Here is a 22,459-nt window from a genome sequence, read left to right on the forward strand (position 1 = left end):
CCGATATGTCGGTCATGCATGCCGTGGTGAGACCCCATATATCGACAAACGGGCCTGTCACATGCGCGCCGCCTTATGATCCGGGCAATGCGGCGCTTTATCATCGAACGTTCTCTTGACCGGATGCCGCCATGACCACGCTCGACGACCTGAACCTGCTCGACACCGCCGCCTTCGTCGAGCGCCTGTCCGGCATCTACGAACACTCGCCCTGGATTCCCGAACGCGCCGCCGGCCGGCGTCCGTTCGCCACGCTGGCCGCCCTCAAGCTGGCGCTGCAGGACGCCGTATCCGAGGCCAGCGACGATGAACGATTGTCCCTGTTGCGCGCCCACCCCGAACTGGCGGGCAAGGCCGCCATCGCCGGCAGCCTGACGGCGGAATCGACCGGCGAGCAGGCGGCCTCCGGCCTGGACCGCTGCAGCCCGGCGGAATTCGCCGCCCTGCACGAATTGAACGCGGCCTACAACGCCAGGTTCGGCTTTCCCTTCATCCTGGCGGTGAAGGGCCCGACCGGCCAGGGCCTCGCGCGGCGAGACATCGTCGCCACCTTCCGCCGCCGCCTGGCCGACGGCCGCGCCGGCGAGCTGGCCGAAGCGCTGCGCCAGGTGCACCGCATCGCCGAGATCCGCCTGAACGCGCTGCTCGGCGTCGAACTCGCGTTCGGCCCGGACATCATGGCGTGGGCGGAAGAACTCGGCGCAATCAGCGACGAAAACGGCGACGAAAGCGGTCAAGGCACCGACCGCGTGCTGACCTGTGCCTACATGACCCCGGCCCACCGCCGCACCGCGGCGAAACTGGCCGCCTGGATGCGCGCCGCCGGCATGGACGTCCACTTCGACGCCGTCGGCAACGTGGTCGGCCGCTACGCCGCCGCGCCGGGCACGCAGGCGGACGCCCCGCCACGCGCCCTGCTCACCGGCTCGCACTACGACACCGTGCGCAACGGCGGCAAGTACGACGGCCGCCTCGGCATCCTGCTGCCGCTGGCCATCGTCAGGCACCTGCATGCGCGCGGCGAACGCCTGCCGTACCACCTGGACGTGATCGGCTTTGCCGAGGAAGAAGGCGTGCGCTTCCGCAGCACCTTCCTCGGCAGCAGCGCGCTGGCCGGCCGCTTCGACCCGGCGCTGCTGGATGCGCTCGACGCCGACGGCACCAGCATGCGCGCCGCGCTGCAGGAAGCCGGCCATGATCCGGCCGCCATCCCCGCCATCGCGCGCGATCCGGCAAGCCTGCTCGGCTTCGTCGAGGTGCACATCGAGCAGGGTCCGGTGCTGCTGGAGCGCGGCCTGGCGCTGGGCGTGGTCAGCGCCATCGCCGGCAGTTCGCGCTACCTGGTCGAGCTGGACGGTTTGGCCGGCCACGCCGGCACCACGCCGATGCACATGCGGCGCGACGCCGCCGCCGCCGCCGCCGAGATCGTGCTGCTGGTCGAGCGCCGCTGCGGCGAACAGGGCGCCGGCGCGCTGGTCGGCACGGTCGGCCAGCTGGCGGTGCCGGGCGGTTCCGTCAACGTGATCCCGGGCCGCTGCCGCCTGTCGCTCGACATCCGTGCCGCCGACGACGCCGTGCGCCTGGCGGCGGTGGGCGACGTGCTGGACGGGATCACGGCGATCTGCGCGCGCCGCCGCATCGACCATCATGTCGAGGAACTGCTGCAGGCCGCCGCCGCGCCATGCGCGCCGCGCCTGATGGACCGGCTGGGCGAGGCGGTGGAGCGCGCCGGCCTGCCACGCGTCGACCTGCCGTCCGGCGCCGGCCACGACGCCATGGCGATGGCCGCCGTGACCGACGTCGCCATGCTGTTCACGCGCTGCGGCAACGGCGGCATCAGCCACAATCCGCTGGAAACCATGACCGCCGACGACGCCGACGTCGCGGCGCGCGTCCTGCTCGACTTCCTGCGCGACTTCCTGCACAGCGACCGCTGACGCAGCGCCGATGCGCTACACTCGCCCGATCGCCACGACATCGAGGAATTCGACATGCACGACAAGACGCTACGGGCAGGACTCATCGGCTACGGCTTCGCCGGCAAGGTATTCCACGCGCCCCTGATCCGGACCACGCCCGGCCTGGCGATCGCGGCGGTGTCCAGCAGCGACGCCGCCAAGGTGCATGCCGACCTGGGCGGCGCCGTCACGGTGCTGGACGATGCGCGCGCCCTGATCGCCCGCGATGATATCGACCTGGTGGTGGTCGCCAGCCCCAACAACACCCATTTCGAACTGGCCAGGCTGGCCCTGGAAGCCGGCAAGCACGTGGTGGTCGACAAGCCGTTCACGCCGACGCTGGACGAGGCGCTGCAACTGGCGCGCCTGGCGGACGGGCGCGGCCTGGTGCTGAGCGTGTTCCACAACCGCCGCTGGGACAGCAGCACGCGCAGCGCCGAGCGCCTGCTGCTCAATGGCACGCTGGGCCGGCTGCGCCACGCCACCCTGCACTTCGACCGCTTCCGCCCCAACCCGCAGGCGCGCTGGAAGGAAGACGCCGCTGCCGGCGGCGGCGTGTGGATGGACCTCGGTCCGCACCTGCTGTACGACGCGCTGCACCTGTTCGGCAGGCCCCTGGCGATCCAGGCCGACCTGCCGACGCTGCGCACCGGGGCGGGCAGTCACGGCGGCGCCCTGGCCGCCGACAACGTCCAGGCGCGCCTGCGCTATGCCGACGGCCTGCGCGTGGACGTGTGCGCCAGCATGCTGGCGGCCGCCCCCGGCCCGCGCCTGGCGCTGCACGGCACGCGCGGCAGCTATGTCAAACCCAGCCTCGATCCGCAGGAAGCCGACCTCAAGGCCGGCAAGCTGCCCGGCGCCGACCCGGCCGCATGGGGTATCGATGCCGAACCGGGCATCCTGCGCGTCGAGCGGGACGGCGTGCTGCACGAATCCACGCTGGCGACCGAGAACGGCGCCTATCCGGAGTACTACCGCCTGGTGCGCGCGGCCATCCTCGGCCAGGCCGCGAATCCGGTGCCGCCGCGCGACGCCATCGACGTGATGCGCCTGCTGGAAGCGGGACGGCGCAGCCATGCCGAACGGCGCGAAATCCTGCTGGACGACGTGCCCGGCCTGGCATAACCGCACCTGCGGAAGGCGGCGCGCAATGCGCTGCCTTGCCTGTTTCACTATTCACCATTTTGGCGCATACGCGCACCGCTGCCGTGCCTTCGGTGTCGCATGCACCGCCGCATGCACGCAAAACGGGCGATACCGCATGCATGCCCGCCAGGGGTGCACCCTCTCCCCAAAATGGAACGCTTATTGCTATCCGATAGTGCTCAGTCATCTCTTCTGCACTTTATTGGAGTAGTACCGCATGGATGCTTTCAAAAACGGCGCCGACGCGCTCTTCATCCTGCTCGGCGGGATCATGATCCTGGCGATGCACGCCGGCTTCGCCTTCCTCGAACTGGGAACGGTGCGCCGCAAGAACCAGGTCAACGCGCTGGTCAAGATCCTGATCGATTTCGCCGTCTCGACCATCGCCTATTTCTTCGTCGGCTACGGCATCGCCTACGGCATCCATTTCATCAAGCCGACCGACACGCTGGTGGCGAAGAACGGCTACGAACTGGTGAAATTCTTCTTCCTGCTGACCTTCGCCGCGGCCATCCCCGCCATCATCTCGGGCGGCATCGCCGAGCGCGCCAGGTTCTATCCGCAGATGGCCGCCACCGCGCTGCTGGTCGGCCTGGTGTATCCGTTCTTCGAAGGCATCGCCTGGAACAACCGCTTCGGCTTCCAGGGCTGGCTGACGGCAGCCTTCGGCGCGCCCTTCCACGACTTCGCCGGCTCGATCGTGGTGCATGCGGTGGGCGGCTGGGCAGCGCTGCCGGCGGTGCTGCTGCTGGGCGCGCGGCGCGGGCGTTATGCCAAGGACGGCCGCATCGCCGCGCACCCGCCGTCGAACATCCCGTTCCTGGCGCTGGGCGCCTGGATCCTGACGGTCGGCTGGTTCGGCTTCAACGTGATGAGCGCGCAGACGCTGGACAAGATGAACGGCCTGGTGGCGGTGAATTCGCTGATGGCGCTGGTGGGCGGCACCTTGACCGCCTTCGTGATGGGCAAGAACGACCCCGGCTTCGCCTACAACGGCCCGCTGGCCGGCCTGGTCGCGGTGTGCGCCGGCTCCGACCTGATGCATCCGCTGGGCGCGCTGTTCACCGGCGCGGTCGCCGGCGCCATCTTCGTCGTCATGTTTACGCTGGCGCAGAACCGCTGGAAGATCGACGACGTGCTCGGCGTGTGGCCGCTGCACGGCCTGTGCGGTGCCTGGGGCGGCATCGCCGCCGGCATCTTCGGCAGCCACGCGCTGGGCGGCCTGGGCGGCGTCTCGCTTGTGTCGCAGTTGCTGGGCACCCTGCTCGGCATCCTGGTGGCCGGCCTGGGCGGCTGGCTGGTGTACGGCGCGCTCAAGGCCACCATGGGCCTGCGCCTGGACCCCGAACAGGAATTCGACGGCGCCGACCTGGCGATCCACCGCATCAGCGCCACGCCGGAACGGGAGACGACGTTCCAGTGACATGCCGCACCTGAAGATGCGCGGCCTGCGTAGCCGCGTCGTCCCCGCGCAGGCGGGGACCCATACATCGCATGCAGCACCTTGCACGCTGCCCTGCCATGGACACTTCGAAATCCAGGCCTACCTATCTTCTCCCATTAAATTAATTTCGACTTAACCCCGCCGCGGCAACTGGCCCGTTCCATGGATACGAACAACCACCGGAGTTCCTTCCATGCCTCGCATCCTGGCCACCCTCCTGCTGGGCGCATGCATCCTGTGCGCCCCGGCCCTCGCGCAATCCGCGCGCCGCGCGACCCCGCCACCGCGCCCGCTGCTGCTGGCCCCTGACGCCCGCACGCCGATCCAGCTGCAGCAGGCCGGCCTGGCGGTCGACATCGGCGGCGGCATGGCCGCCACCACGATCGAGCTGACCTTCTACAACCCGAACGAGCGCGTGCTCGAAGGCGAACTGCAGTTCCCGCTGGCGCCCGGCCAGCGCGTGACCGGCTTCGCGCTGGATCTCGACGGCGCGATGCGGCCGGCGGTGCCGGTGGACAAGGCCAAGGGACGGCAGGTGTTCGAGGCGATCGTGCGCCGCGGCGTCGACCCGGCCCTGCTGGAAACCACGCAGGGCGACAATCTCAAGCTGCGCGTGTACCCGATCCCGGCGCACGGCACGCGCCGCGTGCGCGTGCAGCTGGCGCAGGCGCTGGAACGCGCCAGCGGGCGCTGGACCTACCGCCTGCCGCTGCCCTACGCGGCCGGCGCCGGCGACATCGCCGCCGAGGTCAGCGTGCACAGCGCGGCCGCCGCCCCGGTGCTGCCCGATGCGCTCGATCCGGCGCCGTTCCAGCCGGCCGCCGACGGCTTCAAGGCCAGCCTGCCGCGCCGCCTGCTGGCCAACGATGCGCTGACCATCGCCGGCAAGGCCGACGACGGCGCGCGCGCCTGGACCGGCGAATTCGAGGACGAATCGTATTTCTACGCCGAGATCCCGGTAACGACCGCGCCGGCGCCGCGCGCGCTGCCGCGCACCATGGGCCTGCTGTGGGACAGCTCCGGCTCGGGCGCGGCGCGGCGCCACGACCTCGAACTGGCCGTGCTGGAGCGCTACTTCCGCGCCGCGGGCGACATCGACGTGGCGCTGGTCCGGCTGCGCGACCGCGCCGAGGCGCCGCGCACCTTCCGCGTGCGCGGCGGCGACTGGTCAGCCCTGCGGCGCGAGCTGGAAGGCACGGTCTACGACGGCGCCAGCGCGCTCGGCGCCTGGACCGCGCCGCGCCTGGCGGGCGCGCCAGTGAATGAATACCTGCTGGTGTCCGACGGCCTGGACAACTATGGCGCGCGCACCTTCCCAACGCTGCTGCCGTCGCAGCGCCTGTTCGTGCTGAACGCGGCGCCGGGCGCCGACACCGGCTACCTGGACGCACTGGCGCGGCGCGGCAACGGCCGCCTGGTCGACATCGCCCCCGGCGCCATCGACGCCGCCGCCCGCGCGCTCGTGACCGACGGCGCGCGCATCGCCGCGCTGCAGGGCGACGGCCTGGCCGACCTGCAGGCCGAATCGATCGACGCGCACGGCGGCATCGTGCGCGTGGCCGGCCGCCGCCAGCGCGCCGATGCGCTGCTGCGCGTAACCTTCGCCGGCGGGGGCAGCGTCGCGGTGCCGGTGACGCAGGCCAGCCCCCGCCAGCCGCTGGCGCCGCTGCTGTGGGCCGGCTGGCGCATCGACGCGCTGCAGGCGGATTACCTGCTCAAGCGCGCCGAGATCGCCCGTCTCGGCAAGCGCTTCGGCATCGCCACGCGCGACACCTCGCTGATCGTGCTGGAGCGGCTGGACGACTACGTCCGCCACGACATCGCGCCGCCGCCCGAGCTGCGCAAGGCGTTCGCGCAGATGCAGTCGCTGCGCACCGAGACGCTGGCCACGGCGCGCGAATCGCACCTGCAGCGCGTGCTGCGCGAGCTCGACGCCAAACAGGCGTGGTGGGAGACGGGCTATCCGAAAGGCGCGCCGCCGCAACCGAAAATCACCGTGGACACTGGCGAGGGCAGCACGATCTATCGCCGCGACGGACGCAGCGGCGCGCAGCCGGGCGATGTCATCCTGCCGCCACCGCCGCCGGAACCGGCTTTCCAGGCGCGCAGCACGACGGCACCGGCGCCCATGATGCCTGCCCCGGCGCCGGCCGCGCCGTCCATGGCGTACCGCAGCGTGCAGGTGAGCGGCAGCCGCGTGGATCCTGCCGCCGCCGCCCGCGCTCAAGCGCAACTCGGCATCGCGCTACAGAAATGGACGCCCGATGCGCGCTACCTGGACCGCCTGCGCGGCGCCGACGCGCAGCAGGCCTACGCCATCTACCTCGACCAGAAACCCGACTTCTTCAACAGCAGCGCGTTCTACCTCGACGTCGCCGACCTGCTGTTCGAGAAAGGCCAGCGCGACCTGGCGCTGCGCGTGCTGTCCAACCTGGCCGAGATGGACCTGGAAAACCGCCAGGTGCTGCGCATCCTCGGCTACCGCCTGCTGCAGGCCGGCGCGCCGGAACTCGCCGTGCCGGTGTTCGAGAGCGTGCTGCGCCTGGCCGAGGACGAGCCGCAATCGTGGCGCGACCTCGGCCTGGCCTACGCCGCCGTCGGCCGCGCGCAGGAGGCGGCCGACACCCTGTACCAGGTGGTCGTGCGCGAATGGGATGCGCGCTTCGCCGACGTCGAACTGATCACGCTGGCCGACCTGAACGCCGTCATCGCCGCCGCCAGGGGCAAGGTCGACGCCAGCCGCTTCGATGCGCGCCTGCTGCGCCCCATGCCGCTCGACCTGCGCGCGGTGCTGACCTGGGACGCCGACAACAGCGACATGGACCTGTGGGTGACCGACCCGAATGGCGAGCGCTGCATGTACGCCAACCGCCTGACCTACCAGGGCGGGCAGATGTCGCGCGACGTCACCGGCGGCTACGGGCCGGAAGAGTTCTCGCTGCGCGACGCCAAGCCCGGCAAGTACAAGGTGGAAGCCAATTTCTACGGCCACCGCCAGCAGCTGGTGGCGTCTAGCACCACGCTGCAGCTGCGCCTGACCACCGGCTTCGGCACGCCGCGCGCGCAGGAACAACTGGTGACGCTGCGCCTGCGCGGCCGGGGCGAGACCGTGTTCGTCGGCGAGTTCGAGGTCGGCGCCGCGCCCGCAGGGAACGGGCGTCCGGCGCGGCGCTGAACGTTAGCGAGTGATCGACGCGGCCGGCGCGGCCGGCAGCGCGTCGATGCGCGCCTGCAGCGCCGCCGGCACCGGATAATCGGGGTACTCGCGGCGGAAATGCCGCCAGCTGTCGCGCGCGTCGGCGTCGAGGCGGCGGTCGAGCAGTTCGGCCAGCAGCGCCAGCCAGCGTTCGGCGCGCGCGTCGGCGGCCGGCGCGTCGGCGCGGGCCACGCGGCTGCCGGTGACCTCGACGGACGCCGGCGCGCGTTTTGCCTGTGCGGCAGCGGATGAAGACGCCGGCGGCGCCGGGAGCGCGAGCGAAGGCGGCGGCGCAGCCGGTGCGGGTGCGGGAGGTAGCGCGGACCGCGCGGCCTGTGCGGGTGCGGAAGGTGGCGCCGGCGCTGGAACGAATGCGGGCGCGGGTGCCGCAGCCGGCGCAGGCGTGGGAACCCGTGCGAGCGCAGGCGCGGATGCCGGCGCCGCGACACGCGCGGCCGGCTCGCGCTGCGGGGCGCGGTAGTAAACCGGCGGCGCCACGGGTTCCGGCCAGGCCGGTGCCGTCACGGAAGAAGACGATGGCGTGCCGGAACGGGAACGCGCCATGACTCCCGGCGTCGATGCGGACGGCGGTGAAAATACCGGTGCCGGTGCCGGTGGAAGTGGCGATATCGATGCAGGTTCGGGCGGCGGCGGCGGCATCACCTCGTCCATCGTCGATGCCAGCGCCGCTGCCTGCGACGGCTCGGGCGCGGCGCTGCCGGCCAGGCGGCCATGCGCAGCCGGGGCAGCGCGCTTGGCGGCCGCGTCATCCCGTGCGGTCGCCGGCGCGGCCTCGGACTGCGTCGGCTGGGCGGCGGCCCCAGACGACGGCTCCGCAACGGCAGATGGCGTCACCGGCGCTGCCGGGGCAGCCGATGCCGGCGCACTGTCCACCGGCACCGCCGGCGCCGCATCGCGCCAGCCTTCCCAATGCAAGCCCAGCGAGACGCCGATGAGCGCCGTCGCCGCCAGGGCCAGCGGCACGCGCAGGCGCACCGCCCAGGGCGCGCGCCGCACGGGCGCACCATGGGTGTCGGCCGGAGCAGCCGCGAACGGCATTTCCTGCACCCGCTTCGACGCCGGCCGGATCGCCGGCGCCAGACCGCCCGCACCCGCACCCGCACCCGCCTCCACGCCGCCACCCCCATCCGCCCCCGCATCCGCATCGTTGGCCGCGCGCACCGGCTCGCGCAAGGCGGCGCGCGCCTGCGCCAGGATGCGCGCGTCCAGTTCCGGCGGCGGCGCCGGCTGACCGGCCTGGCGCAGCAGCGCGGACAGCTCGTCCTCGCCGCGCAAAAAGGCGTCGAATTCGCGGTCGTCGTCGTGGCGCGTGGTCATGCTCCGGCCTCCCTGGCGGTATCGGTGGCGAGTTGGTCGCGCAGCTTGCGCATCGCGTAGCGCAGCCGGCTCTTGACGGTTTCCAGCGGCACGCCGCACAGCGCCGCGATCTCGTCCAGCGCCAGTCCGCTGAACTGCTGCAGCACCAGCGCCTCGCGCTGCTCGTCCGGCAGCGCGCGGATGGCCCGGTGCAGCAGCGTGGTCTGCTGGCGTGCGTCGAGCGCCTCTTCCGGCGTGGCGCCCTGTCCCTGGCCGTCGGCCAACGCCGCCAGTCCGTGTGCGCCGCCCAGTTCGCTCTCGAGCAGGGTGCGTGGGTCGTGGCGGATCAGGTCGATCAGCCGGTTGCGCGCGATCTGGTAAAGAAAAGTGCGGAACGAGGCGCTGGCCACGTAGCGCCCGCGCGCCTGGTGCAGCGCGGCCCAGCTGTCCTGCACGACCTCGTCCACCCATTCGCGGCGCGGCGAACGCCAAGCGATGAACCGGTACAGGCCGCCGCTGTGGCGCCGGTACAGCTCCTCGAAAGCGGCCAGGTCGCCGTCGCGGTAACACAGGGCCAGGTCTTCGTCGGAGGGGTCAATCGGCATGCGCCATGATAGCACCGGCGCGCGCCAGCATCGCGTGCAGCAGCACGTTGCAGCCGGCCTCCAGGTGATCCGGCCGGGCATCCTCGATCTCGTTGTGGCTGATGCCGTCCTTGCACGGCACGAAGATCATGCCGGCCGGCGCCAGGCGCGCCACGTAGATGGCGTCGTGGCCGGCACCCGAGACCACGTCCATGGCCGGGTAGCCGAGCAGTTCGGTGGCGGTGCGCACCGCATCCACGCAGTCCGGGTGGAACGGACACGGCGGATAGTAGGACACGCGCTCCAGCTCGATCGCCAGGCCGCTGTCGGCGCGCACCCGGTTGACGTACGCCGTGATCTCGTCGTGCATGGTGTTCAGCAGGTCGTCGCTGACGTTGCGCAGGTCGATGCTGAACTTGACCTGGCCCGGAATCACGTTGCGGCTGTTGGGGAACACCTGCACCATGCCGACCGTGCCGCGCCCGTACGGCGGGTAGCGGTCGGCGATCGCCACCACTTCCTGCATGATGCGCGTGGCCATCTGCAGCGCGTCGCGGCGCAGGTGCATCGGGGTCGGGCCGGCGTGCGCCTCCATGCCGTTCACCGTGCAGTCGTACCAGGACAGGCCCATCACCGCCGGCACCACGCCGATCACCTTGTCCGCGTCTTCCAGCACCGGCCCCTGCTCAATGTGGGCTTCGAAGTAGGCGCCGATCGGGTGATCGCCCGGCACTTCGTCGCCGCGGTAGCCGATGCGTTCCAGCTCCTCGCCGACCGACTTGCCGTCGACGTCGCGCGCGGCATAAGCGGTCTCCAGGCTGAAGGCGCCGCAGAACACGCCGGAGCCCATCATCACCGGCACGAAGCGCGAGCCTTCCTCGTTGGTCCAGAAGGCGACCTCGATCGGCGCCTCGGTGCGGATGCCGTGCTGGTTCAGCGTGCGCACCACTTCCAGCCCGGCCAGTACGCCGTAGTTGCCGTCGAACTTGCCGCCGGTGGGTTGCGTATCGACGTGGCTGCCGGTGACGACCGGCGCCAGGGCCGGATTCGTGCCTTCGCGGCGCATGAAGACGTTGCCGATGCGGTCGACCGTGACGGCCAGGCCCGCTTCGCGGCCCCATTGCACCACCAGGTCGCGGCCCTGGCGGTCGAGATCCGTGAGCGCGAGGCGCTTGACGCCGCCCTTGTCGGTGGCGCCGATGCGGGCCAGGTCCATCAGGGAAGTCCACAGGCGGTCGCCGTTGATGCGCAGGGTGTTCATGGTGCCATTCTCCAGTTGCGTGTACGTATGATCGATTCGGGAAACGTCGAGCCGTCGTCCCCGCGCAGACGGGGACCCATGCACAGCCTCCGGTAGCGTTGGCCGTGAAGTGCTGCGAACTCGGCATGGGCCCCCGCCTGCGCGGGGGCGACGGTCAGGGGATTGCGGCCATGGTGGCGGGGGCACCGTGCATGCCGGCCGCACCGGCCGCGCCGCCGGCATCGGCACCGGTGAACGCCGGCCGCGCCACATACCGTCCCGCGCCCTGTTCCGCGCGCAAGTCGCCGTTGACGTACACCAGCTTGCCCGCCGCCAGCGTATGGGTCGGCACCCCACGCACCGTGCGCCCCTCGAACACGTTGACGTCGCCTTTGGAGAACTGGGTCGCGGCCGACAGCGTGCGCGTGGCCAGCGGGTCCCACACCACCAGGTCGGCGTCGCAGCCGGCGGCGACCAGGCCCTTCCTCGGGTAGATGTTGAAGATGCGGGCGGCGTTGGCCGAAGTCACGGCGACGAACTCGCACGGGCTCAGGGCGCCGCTGTTCACGCCCGCATCCCACACCACCATCATGCGTTCCTCGACGCCGCCGCAGCCGTTCGGGATGCGGGTGAAATCTTCCTGTCCCTGCGCGTCCGCGCCGGCCGCCTTTTGTGCGGCACAGAAGGTGCAGTGGTCGGTGGCGGTGGTGTGCAGGTTTCCCCCGCGCAGGCCCTGCCACAGCGCGGCCTGGTGCTGCGGCGAGCGGAACGGCGGACTCATCACGTGGGCGCGCGCATAGGCCGGGTCCGGGTTGCGGTACACGCTGTCGTCGATCACCAGGTGCCCGGCCAGCGCCTCGCCGTACACGCGCTGGCCGCGCGCGCGGGCGCGGGCGATGGCGTCCAGCGATTCGGCGCACGAGACGTGCACGATGTACAGCGGCGTGCCCAGCACGGCGGCGATGGCGATGGCGCGGTTGGCCGCCTCGGCCTCGACCTCGGGCGGGCGCGACAGCGGATGCGCCTCCGGCCCGCGCACGCCGCGTGCCAGCAGTTCGCGCTGCAGCTGGTACACCAGCTCGCCGTTCTCGGCGTGCACGGTCGGGATCGCGCCCAGTTCCAGCGCGCGGCGGAAGCTCTTGATCAGCGTCTCGTCGTCGGCCATGATCGCGTTCTTGTAGGCCATGAAGTGCTTGAAGCTGTTCACGCCGTGTTCGCGCACCAGCGTGCCCATGTCCTCGTGCACCGAGTCGTCCCACCAGGTGACGGCCACGTGGAAGGTGTAGTCGGCCGCCGACTTGGCCGCCCAGCCGCGCCAGGTGTGAAAGGCGTCCAGCAGGCGCTGCCGAGGATCGGGGATCACGAAGTCCATGATGGTGGTGGTGCCGCCAGCCAGGCCGGCCGCCGTGCCGGTATAGAAATCGTCGGCGGCGACGGTGCCCATGAAGGGCAGCTGCATGTGGGTGTGGGTGTCGATCCCGCCCGGCATCACGTACTGGCCGCCGGCATCGACGATGGTGGCGTGCGGCGGCGCTTCCAGGTTGTCGCCCACGGCGACGATCTTGTCGCCGGCGCACAGGACGTCGGCGCGGAATGCGCGGTCGGCGTTGACGACAGTGCCGCCACGGATCAATACGGTCATGCTTGCCTCCTGATTGGCGATTGGTTCATCTGTCACTCGATCGAGCGCGCGGCGTGCAGCGCCGGCAGCGCCCGTCCCTTCATCATCGCGCCGTACACCAGCGCGGCCACGGCGATGCCGACGAACCAGGCATACGTGTAGACGGTCTTGAAACCGGCGCCGACGTCCGGGAACGCCTGCGGGAAGGCGGCGTTCAGGAAGCCCGGGATGTTCGGCAGCACGCCGGCGACAAAGGCGACGATGGCGGCCGGGTTCCAGCCGTTGCGGTAGCCGTAGATGCCGTCGTCGCGGTACAGCTGCTCGACCGCCAGCGCGGTCTTGCGGACCAGGTAGTAGTCGATGATGAGGATGCCGGCGATCGGCCCCAGCAGCGCCGAGTAGCCGATCAGCCAGGTGAAGATATAGCCCTGCGTCGATTCCAGGATCTTCCAGGGCATCATCGCCAGCGCGATGGCGGCGGTGAGATAGCCGCCCATGCGGTAGGACACATGGCGCGGCGCCAGTGCGGAAAAGTCGTAGGCCGGCCCCACCAGGTTGGCGGCCAGGTTGACGCTGACGGTATCCACCAGCAGCACGACCAGCGCCACCAGCACCGCGGCGCCGGTCATGCGGCTGGCCAGATCGACCGGGTCCCACAGCGCCTTGCCGTACAGGACCACGGTGGCCGAGGTGACGATCACCGCCAGCGCGGCCAGCAAGCCCATCGGCACCGGCAGGCCGATCGACTGGCCCAGCACCTGGTCGCGCTGGGTGCGTGCGAAGCGGGTGAAGTCGGGGATGTTCAGCGCCAGCGTGGCCCAGAAGCCGACCATGGCGGTAAGCGAGGGCCAGAAGGTGGTCCAGAACTGCCCGGCCTTGGCGCCGCCCGCCACGAAGGCCGAGGGTTGGTGCAACAGCGGACCGAAGCCACCCGCCTTGTCGTACACCCACCAGAGCAGCACGAAGCAGATCGCGATCTTCAGCGGCGCGGTGTAGGTTTCCAGCTTGCGGATCGATTCCATGCCGTGCACGATGAACCAGAGCTGGATCGCCCAGAACGCCAGGAAGCAGGCCAGCTGCGCGCCGTTGATGCCCAGGCCGGCCAGCTTGGCGCCGCCGACTTCGTGCCCGAGCAGCACGCCCAGCAGCGTATAGATCATGCTGCCGCCGAACCAGGTCTGGATGCCGTACCAGCCGCAGGCGACGATGGCGCGCATCAGCGCCGGCAGGCGCGCGCCACGGGTGCCGAACGAGGCGCGCGCCAGCACCGCGTACGGAATGCCGTAGCGGGTGCCGGCGTGGCCGATCAACAGCATCGGCAGCAGCACGATGGTATTCGCCAGGAACACGGTGAACACGGCCTGCTGGGCCGACATGCCGGCTTCGACCAGGCTGGCCGACAGCGTGTAGGCGGGGATGCACATGACCATGCCGACCCACAGGGCGGCAAAGTGGTACCAGCGCCAGGTGCGTTGCGACGCATCGGTCGGGGCGAGATCGTGGTTCCAGAGGTCGGTATCGGTCATCGGGCTAGTCTCCGCGGTGTGGGATTGGTAGGGTGGGCGTGGCCGGCGAGGCGGTTTCCCCGTCCACGCGTTCAACCAGCAATAACAATGCCACGGGCATCTCAGGCCTCATCTGCCACCGCCACCGCGCGCGGATTGCGCGGATCCTGGGTCCAGTTCATGTACGGCTTGTCGGCAGGCTGCGGCACCATGCTGATGCACCCCTCCACCGGACAGGTGATCTCGCACAGGTTGCAGCCCACGCACTCTTCCTCGATCACCTCGTAGCGCCGCCCTTCGCCGCGCGGGCCGGCCGTGACCAGCTTGGCCACCGCCTGGTGCGACGTATCCTCGCAGGCGATGTGGCACTTGCCGCACTTGATGCACTGGTCCTGGTCGATGTGCGCGATCACCCGGTAGTTCATGTCCAGGTATTTCCAGTCGGTGGTATTCGGCACCGCCTTGCGCGAGAACGCGGCGATGTTGGGATAGCCCTTGCTGTCCATCCAGCGCGCCAGGCCGTCCTGCATCTCTTCGACGATGCGAAAGCCGTGCAGCATCGCCGCGGTGCACACCTGCACCGAACCGGCGCCCAGCGCGATGAATTCGGCGGCGTCGCGCCAGTTGCCGATGCCGCCGATGCCGGAGATCGGCAGGCGCGCGGTGAGCGGATCGCGCGCGATCTCGGCCACCATGTTCAGCGCGATCGGCTTGACCGCCGCGCCGCAATAGCCGCCGTGGGTGCTGGCGCCGCCGACCACCGGGTAGGCCACCATGCGGTCCAGGTCGAGGTGGGTGATCGAGTTGATGGTGTTGATCAGCGAGACCGCGTCCGCCCCGCCGGCCAGCGCCGCCCGCGCCGGCGCGCGCACGTCGGTGATGTTCGGGGTCAGCTTGACGATCACCGGCAGGCGCGTGTAGGTCTTGCACCAGCGCGTGACCAGTTCGATCAAGTCGGGCTGCTGCCCCACCGCCGCGCCCATGCCACGCTCGGGCATGCCGTGCGGGCAGCCGAAGTTCAGTTCGATGCCGTCGGCGCCGGTCGCCTCCACCAGCGGCAGGATTTCGCGCCACGGCGCTTCCTCGCACGGCAGCATCATCGACACGATCAGCGCCCGGTCCGGCCAGGCGCGCTTGACCTGCGCGATCTCGCGCAGGTTGATTTCCAGGCTGCGGTCGGTGATCAGCTCGATGTTATTAAAACCGATGACTTCGCGGTCCTTGCCGTGGATCGCCGAATAGCGCGACGATACGTTGACCGCCGGCGGGTCCTCGCCCAGCGTCTTCCACACCACGCCGCCCCAGCCGGCCTCGAAGGCGCGCACCACGTTGTAGGCCTTGTCGGTCGGCGGCGCCGAGGCCAGCCAGAACGGGTTGGGGGATTGGATACCGCAGAAATCGATGCTCAGGTCCGCCATGCGGCCTCCGTGGATTGGATGTCGTGGTCGATCGCCATGGCGGCCAGCTTGCCGTGCTGGACCGCCTGCACGGTCAGATCCTGCCCCGGCGCGATGCAGTCGCCGCCGGCGTACACGCCCGGCAGCGCGGTACGGAAACGCGCGTCGACGCGGATGCGGCCGGCGTCGTCCGCCAATGCCCGCGCCGGCGGATCGAACAGGCTGGCCGTGTCCAGGCCCTGGCCGATCGCCTTGAACACGGCGTCGGCCGCGATCTCGACGGTGGCGCCGGTGCCGACCAGGCGTCCGTCCTCGATGCGGGTTTCCTCGAAGCGCATGCCGCGCACCTTGCCGCCCTCGTCCAGCAGCACGGCCAGCGGCGCGGCCCAGGTCAGCATGCGCACCTGGGCCGCCTTGGCGATGTCGATCTCGTGGCCGGTGGCGCTCATCGCCTCGACGCCGCGCCGGTACACCAGCGTGACGTCCTGCGCGCCCAGGCGCTTCAATTGCACCGCCATATCGATCGCGGTATTGCCGGCGCCGATCACGATGGCGCGGCGCGGCAGCGGCAGCGCGGCCAGGTCGGCGGCCTGGCGCAGCGTGGCGATGTAGTCGACCGCCGTCATCAAGCCGGGCGCATCCTCGCCGGCCAGGCCGAGGCGGCGGCTGGCGCCCAGGCCGAGCCCGAGGAACACCGCGTCGTAGCGCGCCTGCAGGTCCGGCAGGTGCAGGTCGGCGCCCAGCGCCTGGCCGTAGCGGATCTCGATGCCGCCGATGGCCAGCAGGAAGTCGATTTCGCGCTGGGCGAAGTCGCCCGGCAGCTTGTACTTGGCGATGCCGTATTCGTTCAGGCCGCCCGGCTTGCCTTGCGCCTCGAACACCACGACCTCGTGCCCCAGCATCGCCAGGCGGTGCGCGCACGCCAGGCCGGCCGGCCCGGCGCCGACCACGGCGACCGTCTTGCCGGTGGCGGCGGCGCGCTGGAAGGGATGACAGTCGAAACGCGCATGGTCGGTGGCGTAGCGCTGCAGCAGGCCGATTTTCACCGGCTGGCCTTCGCTGTCGTCGTTGCGCACGCAGGCGTCCTCGCACAGGATCTCGGTCGGGCACACGCGGGCGCAGGCGCCGCCGAAAATGTTCTGCTTGAGGATGCCGTAGGCGGCGCCGTCGATGTTCTGCTCGCGGATGTTGCGGATGAAGCCGGCGACGTCGATCCCGGTGGGACAGGCGCGCGCGCAGGGCGCATCGTGGCAGTACAGGCAGCGCATGCTTTCGACCGCGGCCTGGCGCGCAGTCAGCGGCGGCGCCAGGTCGGTGAAGCGCTCGGCCAGCAGGCTGTGCGTGCCGGCGGCCGGCGGCAGGTGCTGGAGGGATTCGATCATGGGCATCCTTCGGGTTCGGGGTAGTGGGGTACGACGATCAAAGTACAGTAGTGCTTGAAGCGTTGAAAACGTTCATTCCGTCGTCCCCGCGCAGGCGGGGACCCATGCTGAGCCAAAGAAAACCTGCCGTTGTGACGCATACGATACGGTTATCGGAGCCACTGCTTGGGTCCCCGCCAAGGGGGCCGCCGAGGCCGGGGACGACGCAGTTTCAGTGCTATTTCATCTGCGGGAACGCGAACTCCGCACCGCTGGTGGCGGTATTTGGCCACCTCTGCATCACCGCCTTGTGCCGCGTATAAAAGCGCACGCCCTCCGGTCCGTAGGCGTGGTGGTCGCCGAACAGGCTGCGCTTCCAGCCGCCGAAGCTGTTGAAGGCCATCGGCACCGGCAGCGGCACGTTCACGCCGACCATGCCGGCCTGCGCCTGGCGCACGAATTCGCGCGCCACGCCGCCGTCGCGGGTGAACACGGCGACGCCGTTGCCGTACTGGTTGCCGTTGACGAGCTCTAACGCGCTGCCGACGTCCGGCACGCGCACCACGCACAGCACCGGGCCGAAGATCTCTTCCTGGTAGATGCTCATCGACGGCTGCACGTGGTCGAACAATGTGCCGCCGACGAAGAAGCCGTTCTCGCGCCCTTCTACCCGGTGGCCGCGTCCGTCCACCAGCAGCGTGGCGCCCTGCTCCACGCCCTCGCCGATTAGGCCCTCGATGCGCCGGCGCGCCTCGGCGCTGACCACCGGCCCCATCTCGGCGCCGGCCGTCATGCCGTCGCCGATCTTCAATGCGGCGGCGCGCGCGGCCAGCGCCGGCACCAGTTTGTCGGCGGCGTCGCCGACCGCCACCGCCACCGAGATCGCCATGCAACGCTCGCCGGCCGAGCCGTAGGCGGCGCCGACCAAGGCATCCACCGCCATCTCCATGTCGGCGTCCGGCATGACCACCATGTGGTTCTTGGCGCCGCCCAGCGCCTGCACGCGCTTGCCGCTCGCCGTGCCGCGCGCATAGATGGTTTCGGCGATCGGGGTCGAGCCGACGAAGCTCAGGGCCTGGATGTCCGGGTGGTCGAGCAGCGCGTCGACCGCCGCCTTGTCGCCCTGCACCACGTTGAACACGCCGTCCGGCAGCCCGGCCTGCTTGAGCAGCTTCGCATGCAACAGCGACGGCGACGGATCGCGCTCGGACGGTTTTAATATGAACGTGTTGCCGCAGGCGATGGCGATCGGGAACATCCACATCGGCACCATCACCGGGAAGTTGAACGGCGTGATGCCGGCCACCACGCCCAGCGGCTGGCGCATCGACCAGGCATCGATGCCGCGCGCCACCTGGTCGGTGAATTCGCCCTTCAGCAGTTGCGGGATGCCGACCGCGAACTCGATCACCTCGATGCCGCGCACCACCTCGCCCTGGGCGTCGCTGAAGGTTTTACCATGCTCGCGCGTCACCAGCGCCGCGAAATCGTCGGCATGCTGGCGACACAGTTGCAGGTAGGCGAACAGCACGCGCGCGCGCGCCAGCGGCGGGGTCGCGGCCCAGGCCGGGAAGGCGGCGGCGGCGGCGGCCACCGCCGCATCCACGTCGGCCGCATCCGCCAGCGCCACGCGCGCGCAGGGTGTGCCCAGCGCCGGATTGAACACGTCGGCAAAGCGGCCGCCGCTGCCCTGGGTCTCGGTCCCGTTGATCACATGGCCGATGGTCTCGATCGTCATGGCGTCTCCTTCAATCCAGGTTTTTCAGTACGTCGGCCAGCTTGCCGAACAGTTCGTCGACGTGCTTCTTTTCCAGCACCAGCGGCGGCGACAGCGCGACGATGTCGCCGGTGGTGCGGATCAGGACGCCGTCGGCGAACGCCTTTTTGGAAGCGGCGTAGGCGCGCGCGCCCGGCTTGCCCGGAATCGGTTCCAGCTCGATGCCGGCCACCAAGCCGACGGTGCGGATGTCGATCACGTGCGGCAGCCCGCGCAAGGCATGCACGGCGTCTTCCCAGTAGGGCTGCATGGATTTCGCGTGCTCGAGGATGGCCTGCTCCTTGAACACCGCCAGGGTGGCGAGCGAGGCGGCGCAGGCCAGCGGATGGCCGGAATAGGTATAGCCGTGGAACAGCTCGATGCCGGCCGGCGCATCCATGAAGGCGTCGTGGATGAAGCGCTTGGAGAACACCGCGCCCATCGGCACCGTGCCGTTGGTGATGCCCTTCGCGGTGGTCATCATGTCCGGCTCGACGCCGAAGTAATCGGCCGCGAACGGCGTGGTCAAACGGCCGAAGCCGGTGATCACCTCGTCGAAGATCAGCAGGATGCCGTGCTTGTCGCAAATCTCGCGCAGGCGCTTCAGGTAACCCTTGGGCGGCACCAGAACCCCGGTGGAGCCGGACACCGGCTCGATGATGACGGCGGCGATGTTGGAGGCGTCGTGCAGCGCCACCAGCGTCTCGAGTTCGTCGGCCAGCTCGACGCCGAAGTCCGGTTCCCCACGCGAGAACGCGTTCTTCAACAAATCGTGGGTGTGCGGCAGGTGGTCGGCGCCCGGCAGCAGCGGGCCGAAGTGCTTGCGGTTGGCGCCGATGCCGCCCACCGACAGGCCGCCGAAGCCGACCCCGTGGTAGCCGCGCTCGCGCCCGATCAGGCGGGTGCGGCTGCCTTCTCCGCGCGCCTTGTGGTAGGCGATGGCGATCTTCAGCGCGGTGTCGACCGCTTCCGAGCCCGAGTTGGTATAGAACACGTGGCCGAACTTGTGGCCGGTGTACTCCATCAGCTGCTCGGCCAGGTCGAAGGCGGCCGGGTGGCCCATCTGGAAGGTCGGCGCGAAGTCGAGCTGCCCCACCATCTCGCTGACGGCGGCGACGATGCGCGGCTGCGCATGGCCGCAGGGCACGCACCACAGGCCGGCGGTACCGTCGAGGATGGCGTTGCCGTCGACGTCCTTGTAGTACATGCCCTCGGCCGAGACCAGCAGGCGCGGCTGCGCCTTGAAGTCGCGGTTGTTGGTGAAAGGCATCCAGAACGCCGACATCGATGCCGGCTTTGTTTCGTTCATACACGTCTCCGTTGGCGCCGCTGACACAAGCCCCAGGGCGGCGTTGCATTCGTCTCGCCGTACTGGCGTACTGTCTTCGACGATGCGCCTTGCCCTGGGGCTTGTGTCAGCAGCTTAGTTCACGCCGATCGGTGAAAAATTTACCAATTGGCAAAATCATGATGCAATAATAGACAGCGATACCGGGGCCGGCACATATACACAATCGGCGTAATTGACCAACCGTACAGGCCGTACGACCAGTACAGTCGGCGACGTTCCGCCGGGGTGCAAACGCCGCGCAACGACGGTGCATCGACGCCCGGAAACGGCGCGAAACCGTCGGGTGAAACACCGTAGGGTGGACGGGGCGCCTAGCCGGCTTTGCCGTCCACGCGTTCAACGAACATGGAATGCCATGAAGGTCACAACGGCAAGCGATACCGAACGAAGCGCCTCAGGGAAGCCCGACACACCCGCCTGGCCCCTGCTCCCCATCGACCGCCAGCGCCGCGCCAGCCTGGTCGACCAGATCGTGTCCGCCATCGCCGACCTGGTCAATCGGCGCATTCTGCAAATCGGCACCCGCATGCCCTCGGTTCGACAATTCGCAAAAGTGAACGGCGTCAGCACCTTCACCGTGGTCGAATCCTACGACCGCCTGTTGCACCTTGGATTGCTGTCCTCGCGCCGCGGTTCCGGCTTTTTCGTCGCGCGCGGCGCAGCCGATGCACTCCCGCCGGCCGCCACACCCGGCGCAGCGGCGCCGGCGCCGGCACCGTCCACCTGCGCCGCCTTCGACTCGCTCACCTCGGACCTGTATTCCGGCCAGTCGGAAGCGCTGCCGGTCGGCGCCGGCTGGCTGCCGCCCGAGTGGTATGGCGAAGGCGCGATCCTGGACGCGGTGCGCCACGCGATGAAGATCCCGGCCGGGCGCCTGCGCGGCTACGGCCACCCGCTCGGCTTCCCGGCGCTGCGCCAGCGACTGGCGGCGACGCTGAGCGAGGAACTGTTCGCGGTGCAGCCGGAACAGGTGCTGCTGACGCACGGCGCCACCCACGCCTTCGACCTGGTGCTGCGCACGCTCACCCGGCCCGGCGACGTGGTGCTGGTGGAAGATCCCGGCTACAGCAACCTGCTGGCGCTGGTGCGCCACCACGGCTGCGAACCGGTCGGCATCGCGCGCGGCGCCGACGGGCTCGACCTCGACGCGCTGGCGGCGCTGGCGGCGCAGCGCCAGCCGAAGCTCATGTTCGTCAACACGGTGCTGCAGAATCCGCTCGGCACCTCGCTCTCGCAGGCGCAGGCGCACCGCCTGCTGGGCCTGGCGGAGCAGCACGATTTCTGGCTGGTCGAGGACGACATCTACCGCGAACTGGCGGCGCGCGGCGAAGCCTCGCTGGCGGCGATGGACGGCCTGCGCCGCGTGATCCGCATCGGCAGCTTTTCCAAGACGCTGTCGCCGGCGCTGCGCGTGGGCTCGATCTGCGCATCGAGCTCGCTGGTGCCGGAACTGGTGCGCATCAAGATGCTGGCGGGTCTCACCACTTCCGAGATCAACGAGCGCGCCGTGTTCGACGCCATCGGCGCGCGCATCTACCGCCGCCAGGTCGAGCGCCTGGTGCAGCAGCTCGACGGCGCGCGCGCACGCACGCTGGAATGCCTGGGCGAAGCCGGCCTGGCGCCGCTGGCGCAGCCGCGCGGCGGCATGTTCGTCAGCGCCGGCTGGCCGCAGTTCGATGCCGGCCCCGGCGCCGGACCTGGAGCGGGCACCGGCGCGGCGCGGCGCAGCGGGCGCGCCGTGGCCGAGCAGGCGCTGCGCGCCGGCATCCTGCTGGCGCCGGGCGAATTCTTCAGCCTGCAGCCGCCGCGCCAGGCCTGGTTCCGCTTCAACGTCGCCTACGCGGCCGAACCGGCGCTGCTGGATTTCCTGCGCGCCCTGCGCCGATGACGGAGCGCACGATGCCACCCACGCCAATCACCGACAGCGCCCGCCGCGCCGGCAACCGGCGCGACCGCGGCAAGGTCGAAGCGGCGATCCTGGCCGAAGCCGTGCGCCTGTTCGCCGCCTGCGGCTTCGAGGGCACGGCGATCGCCACCGTGGCCGAGCGCGCCGGCCTGTCCAAGCAGAACCTGATGTACTACTTCCCGACCAAGGAAGCCCTGTACCGGCGCGTGCTCGACGACGTGCTGGACGACTGGCTGGCGCGCATGGCCAGCCTGGCCGACGCAGCGGATGGATCCAGCGCGCCGGCCGACCTGCTGCGCGCCTACGTGCGCGCCAAGCTGGCCTTTTCGCGCGAGCAGCCGCTGGCCTCGCGCGTGTACGCGCTGGAAGTCATCGGCGGCGCCAAGCTGTACGGCGAGACCATCCGCCGCCGCGTGGTGCCGCTGCTGCGCGCCGACATCGCCGTGTTCGAGCGCTGGATCGCCCAGGGCCGCATCGCGCCGGTCGACGCCACCCACCTGCTGTTCGCGGTGTGGGCGATGACGCAATCGTATGCGGATTTCGCGCCGCAGATGGCGCTGGTGCTCGGCCGCGACGCATTGAACCAGGACGATTTCGACGCCGCCGAGCGCACCGTCACCGCCATGGTGCTGGCCGCGCTCGGCCTGCCACCCACCGCCAACGAGACTTGAAGGAGA

Annotated in this window: 15 protein-coding genes; 6 read left to right on the plus strand and 9 right to left on the minus strand. The window is 70.2% G+C overall.

Features of this window, described 5'->3' with window-relative positions:
- Positions 1-131: 131 nt before the first annotated feature.
- The 4 genes from HH212_RS03060 to HH212_RS03075 all read left to right on the plus strand — a co-directional run bounded on the left by HH212_RS03060 (position 132) and on the right by HH212_RS03075 (position 7,723).
- On the plus strand, positions 132-1,937 hold the full coding sequence (locus tag HH212_RS03060) for an allantoate amidohydrolase (protein ID WP_169434035.1): 1,806 nt from the start codon (positions 132-134) through the stop codon (positions 1,935-1,937).
- Positions 1,938-1,991: 54 nt separating this feature from the next.
- Positions 1,992-3,083 (plus strand): oxidoreductase, encoded by a 1,092-nt coding sequence (locus tag HH212_RS03065; protein ID WP_169434036.1) that lies wholly within the window; start codon positions 1,992-1,994, stop codon positions 3,081-3,083.
- Between the two features lie 238 nt (positions 3,084-3,321).
- Positions 3,322-4,527 carry an ammonium transporter gene (locus HH212_RS03070; protein ID WP_169434037.1) on the plus strand — a complete coding sequence of 402 codons (1,206 nt, stop codon included), beginning with the start codon at positions 3,322-3,324 and terminating at the stop codon, positions 4,525-4,527.
- Positions 4,528-4,741: 214 nt separating this feature from the next.
- The gene (locus HH212_RS03075) at positions 4,742-7,723 is read left to right on the plus strand and encodes a DUF2135 domain-containing protein (RefSeq protein WP_229217541.1); all 2,982 of its coding nucleotides are present in this window, start codon (positions 4,742-4,744) and stop codon (positions 7,721-7,723) included.
- 3 nt (positions 7,724-7,726) lie between these two features.
- Here the strand turns inward: HH212_RS03075 and HH212_RS03080 are convergent, their stop codons facing one another.
- The 9 genes from HH212_RS03080 to aptA all read right to left on the minus strand — a co-directional run bounded on the left by HH212_RS03080 (position 7,727) and on the right by aptA (position 19,834).
- Positions 7,727-9,082 carry a hypothetical protein gene (locus HH212_RS03080; protein ID WP_169434038.1) on the minus strand — a complete coding sequence of 452 codons (1,356 nt, stop codon included), beginning with the start codon at positions 9,080-9,082 and terminating at the stop codon, positions 7,727-7,729.
- Complete coding sequence (locus HH212_RS03085; protein ID WP_169434039.1) at positions 9,079-9,666, minus strand: sigma-70 family RNA polymerase sigma factor; 588 nt, start codon at positions 9,664-9,666, stop codon at positions 9,079-9,081. Before HH212_RS03085 ends, HH212_RS03080 begins: the two co-directional genes overlap by 4 nt.
- Positions 9,656-10,906, minus strand: a complete 1,251-nt coding sequence (locus HH212_RS03090) for a Zn-dependent hydrolase (RefSeq protein WP_169434040.1) — start codon at positions 10,904-10,906, stop codon at positions 9,656-9,658. The genes HH212_RS03085 and HH212_RS03090 overlap by 11 nt, the downstream gene beginning before the upstream one ends.
- A 154-nt stretch (positions 10,907-11,060) precedes the next feature.
- Entirely contained in the window at positions 11,061-12,527 is a 1,467-nt protein-coding gene (gene hydA, locus HH212_RS03095) for a dihydropyrimidinase (RefSeq protein ID WP_169434041.1), read from the minus strand.
- Positions 12,528-12,559: 32 nt separating this feature from the next.
- Positions 12,560-14,032, minus strand: a complete 1,473-nt coding sequence (locus tag HH212_RS03100) for an NCS1 family nucleobase:cation symporter-1 (protein ID WP_169434042.1) — start codon at positions 14,030-14,032, stop codon at positions 12,560-12,562.
- 101 nt (positions 14,033-14,133) lie between these two features.
- Positions 14,134-15,429, minus strand: a complete 1,296-nt coding sequence (gene preA / locus HH212_RS03105) for an NAD-dependent dihydropyrimidine dehydrogenase subunit PreA (RefSeq protein ID WP_169434043.1) — start codon at positions 15,427-15,429, stop codon at positions 14,134-14,136.
- A complete protein-coding gene (locus HH212_RS03110) occupies positions 15,417-16,790 on the minus strand; it encodes an NAD(P)-dependent oxidoreductase (RefSeq protein ID WP_169434044.1) in 1,374 nt (457 codons plus the stop codon). The genes preA and HH212_RS03110 overlap by 13 nt, the downstream gene beginning before the upstream one ends.
- Positions 16,791-17,007: 217 nt before the next feature.
- Positions 17,008-18,507, minus strand: coding sequence for a CoA-acylating methylmalonate-semialdehyde dehydrogenase (locus HH212_RS03115; RefSeq protein WP_169434045.1), 1,500 nt, complete (start codon positions 18,505-18,507; stop codon positions 17,008-17,010).
- Positions 18,508-18,517: 10 nt separating this feature from the next.
- Positions 18,518-19,834 carry an omega-aminotransferase AptA gene (aptA, locus tag HH212_RS03120; protein WP_169434046.1) on the minus strand — a complete coding sequence of 439 codons (1,317 nt, stop codon included), beginning with the start codon at positions 19,832-19,834 and terminating at the stop codon, positions 18,518-18,520.
- Positions 19,835-20,231: 397 nt separating this feature from the next.
- Here aptA and HH212_RS03125 point away from each other — a divergent pair, with 397 nt between their 5' ends.
- On the plus strand, positions 20,232-21,764 hold the full coding sequence (locus tag HH212_RS03125) for an aminotransferase-like domain-containing protein (protein ID WP_169434047.1): 1,533 nt from the start codon (positions 20,232-20,234) through the stop codon (positions 21,762-21,764).
- 11 nt (positions 21,765-21,775) lie between these two features.
- On the plus strand, positions 21,776-22,453 hold the full coding sequence (locus HH212_RS03130; protein WP_169434048.1) for a TetR/AcrR family transcriptional regulator: 678 nt from the start codon (positions 21,776-21,778) through the stop codon (positions 22,451-22,453).
- Positions 22,454-22,459 lie beyond the last annotated feature (6 nt).

Origin of the sequence: Massilia forsythiae (assembly GCF_012849555.1) — a bacterium.
Taxonomy (GTDB): Bacteria; Pseudomonadota; Gammaproteobacteria; order Burkholderiales; family Burkholderiaceae_D; genus Telluria; species Telluria forsythiae.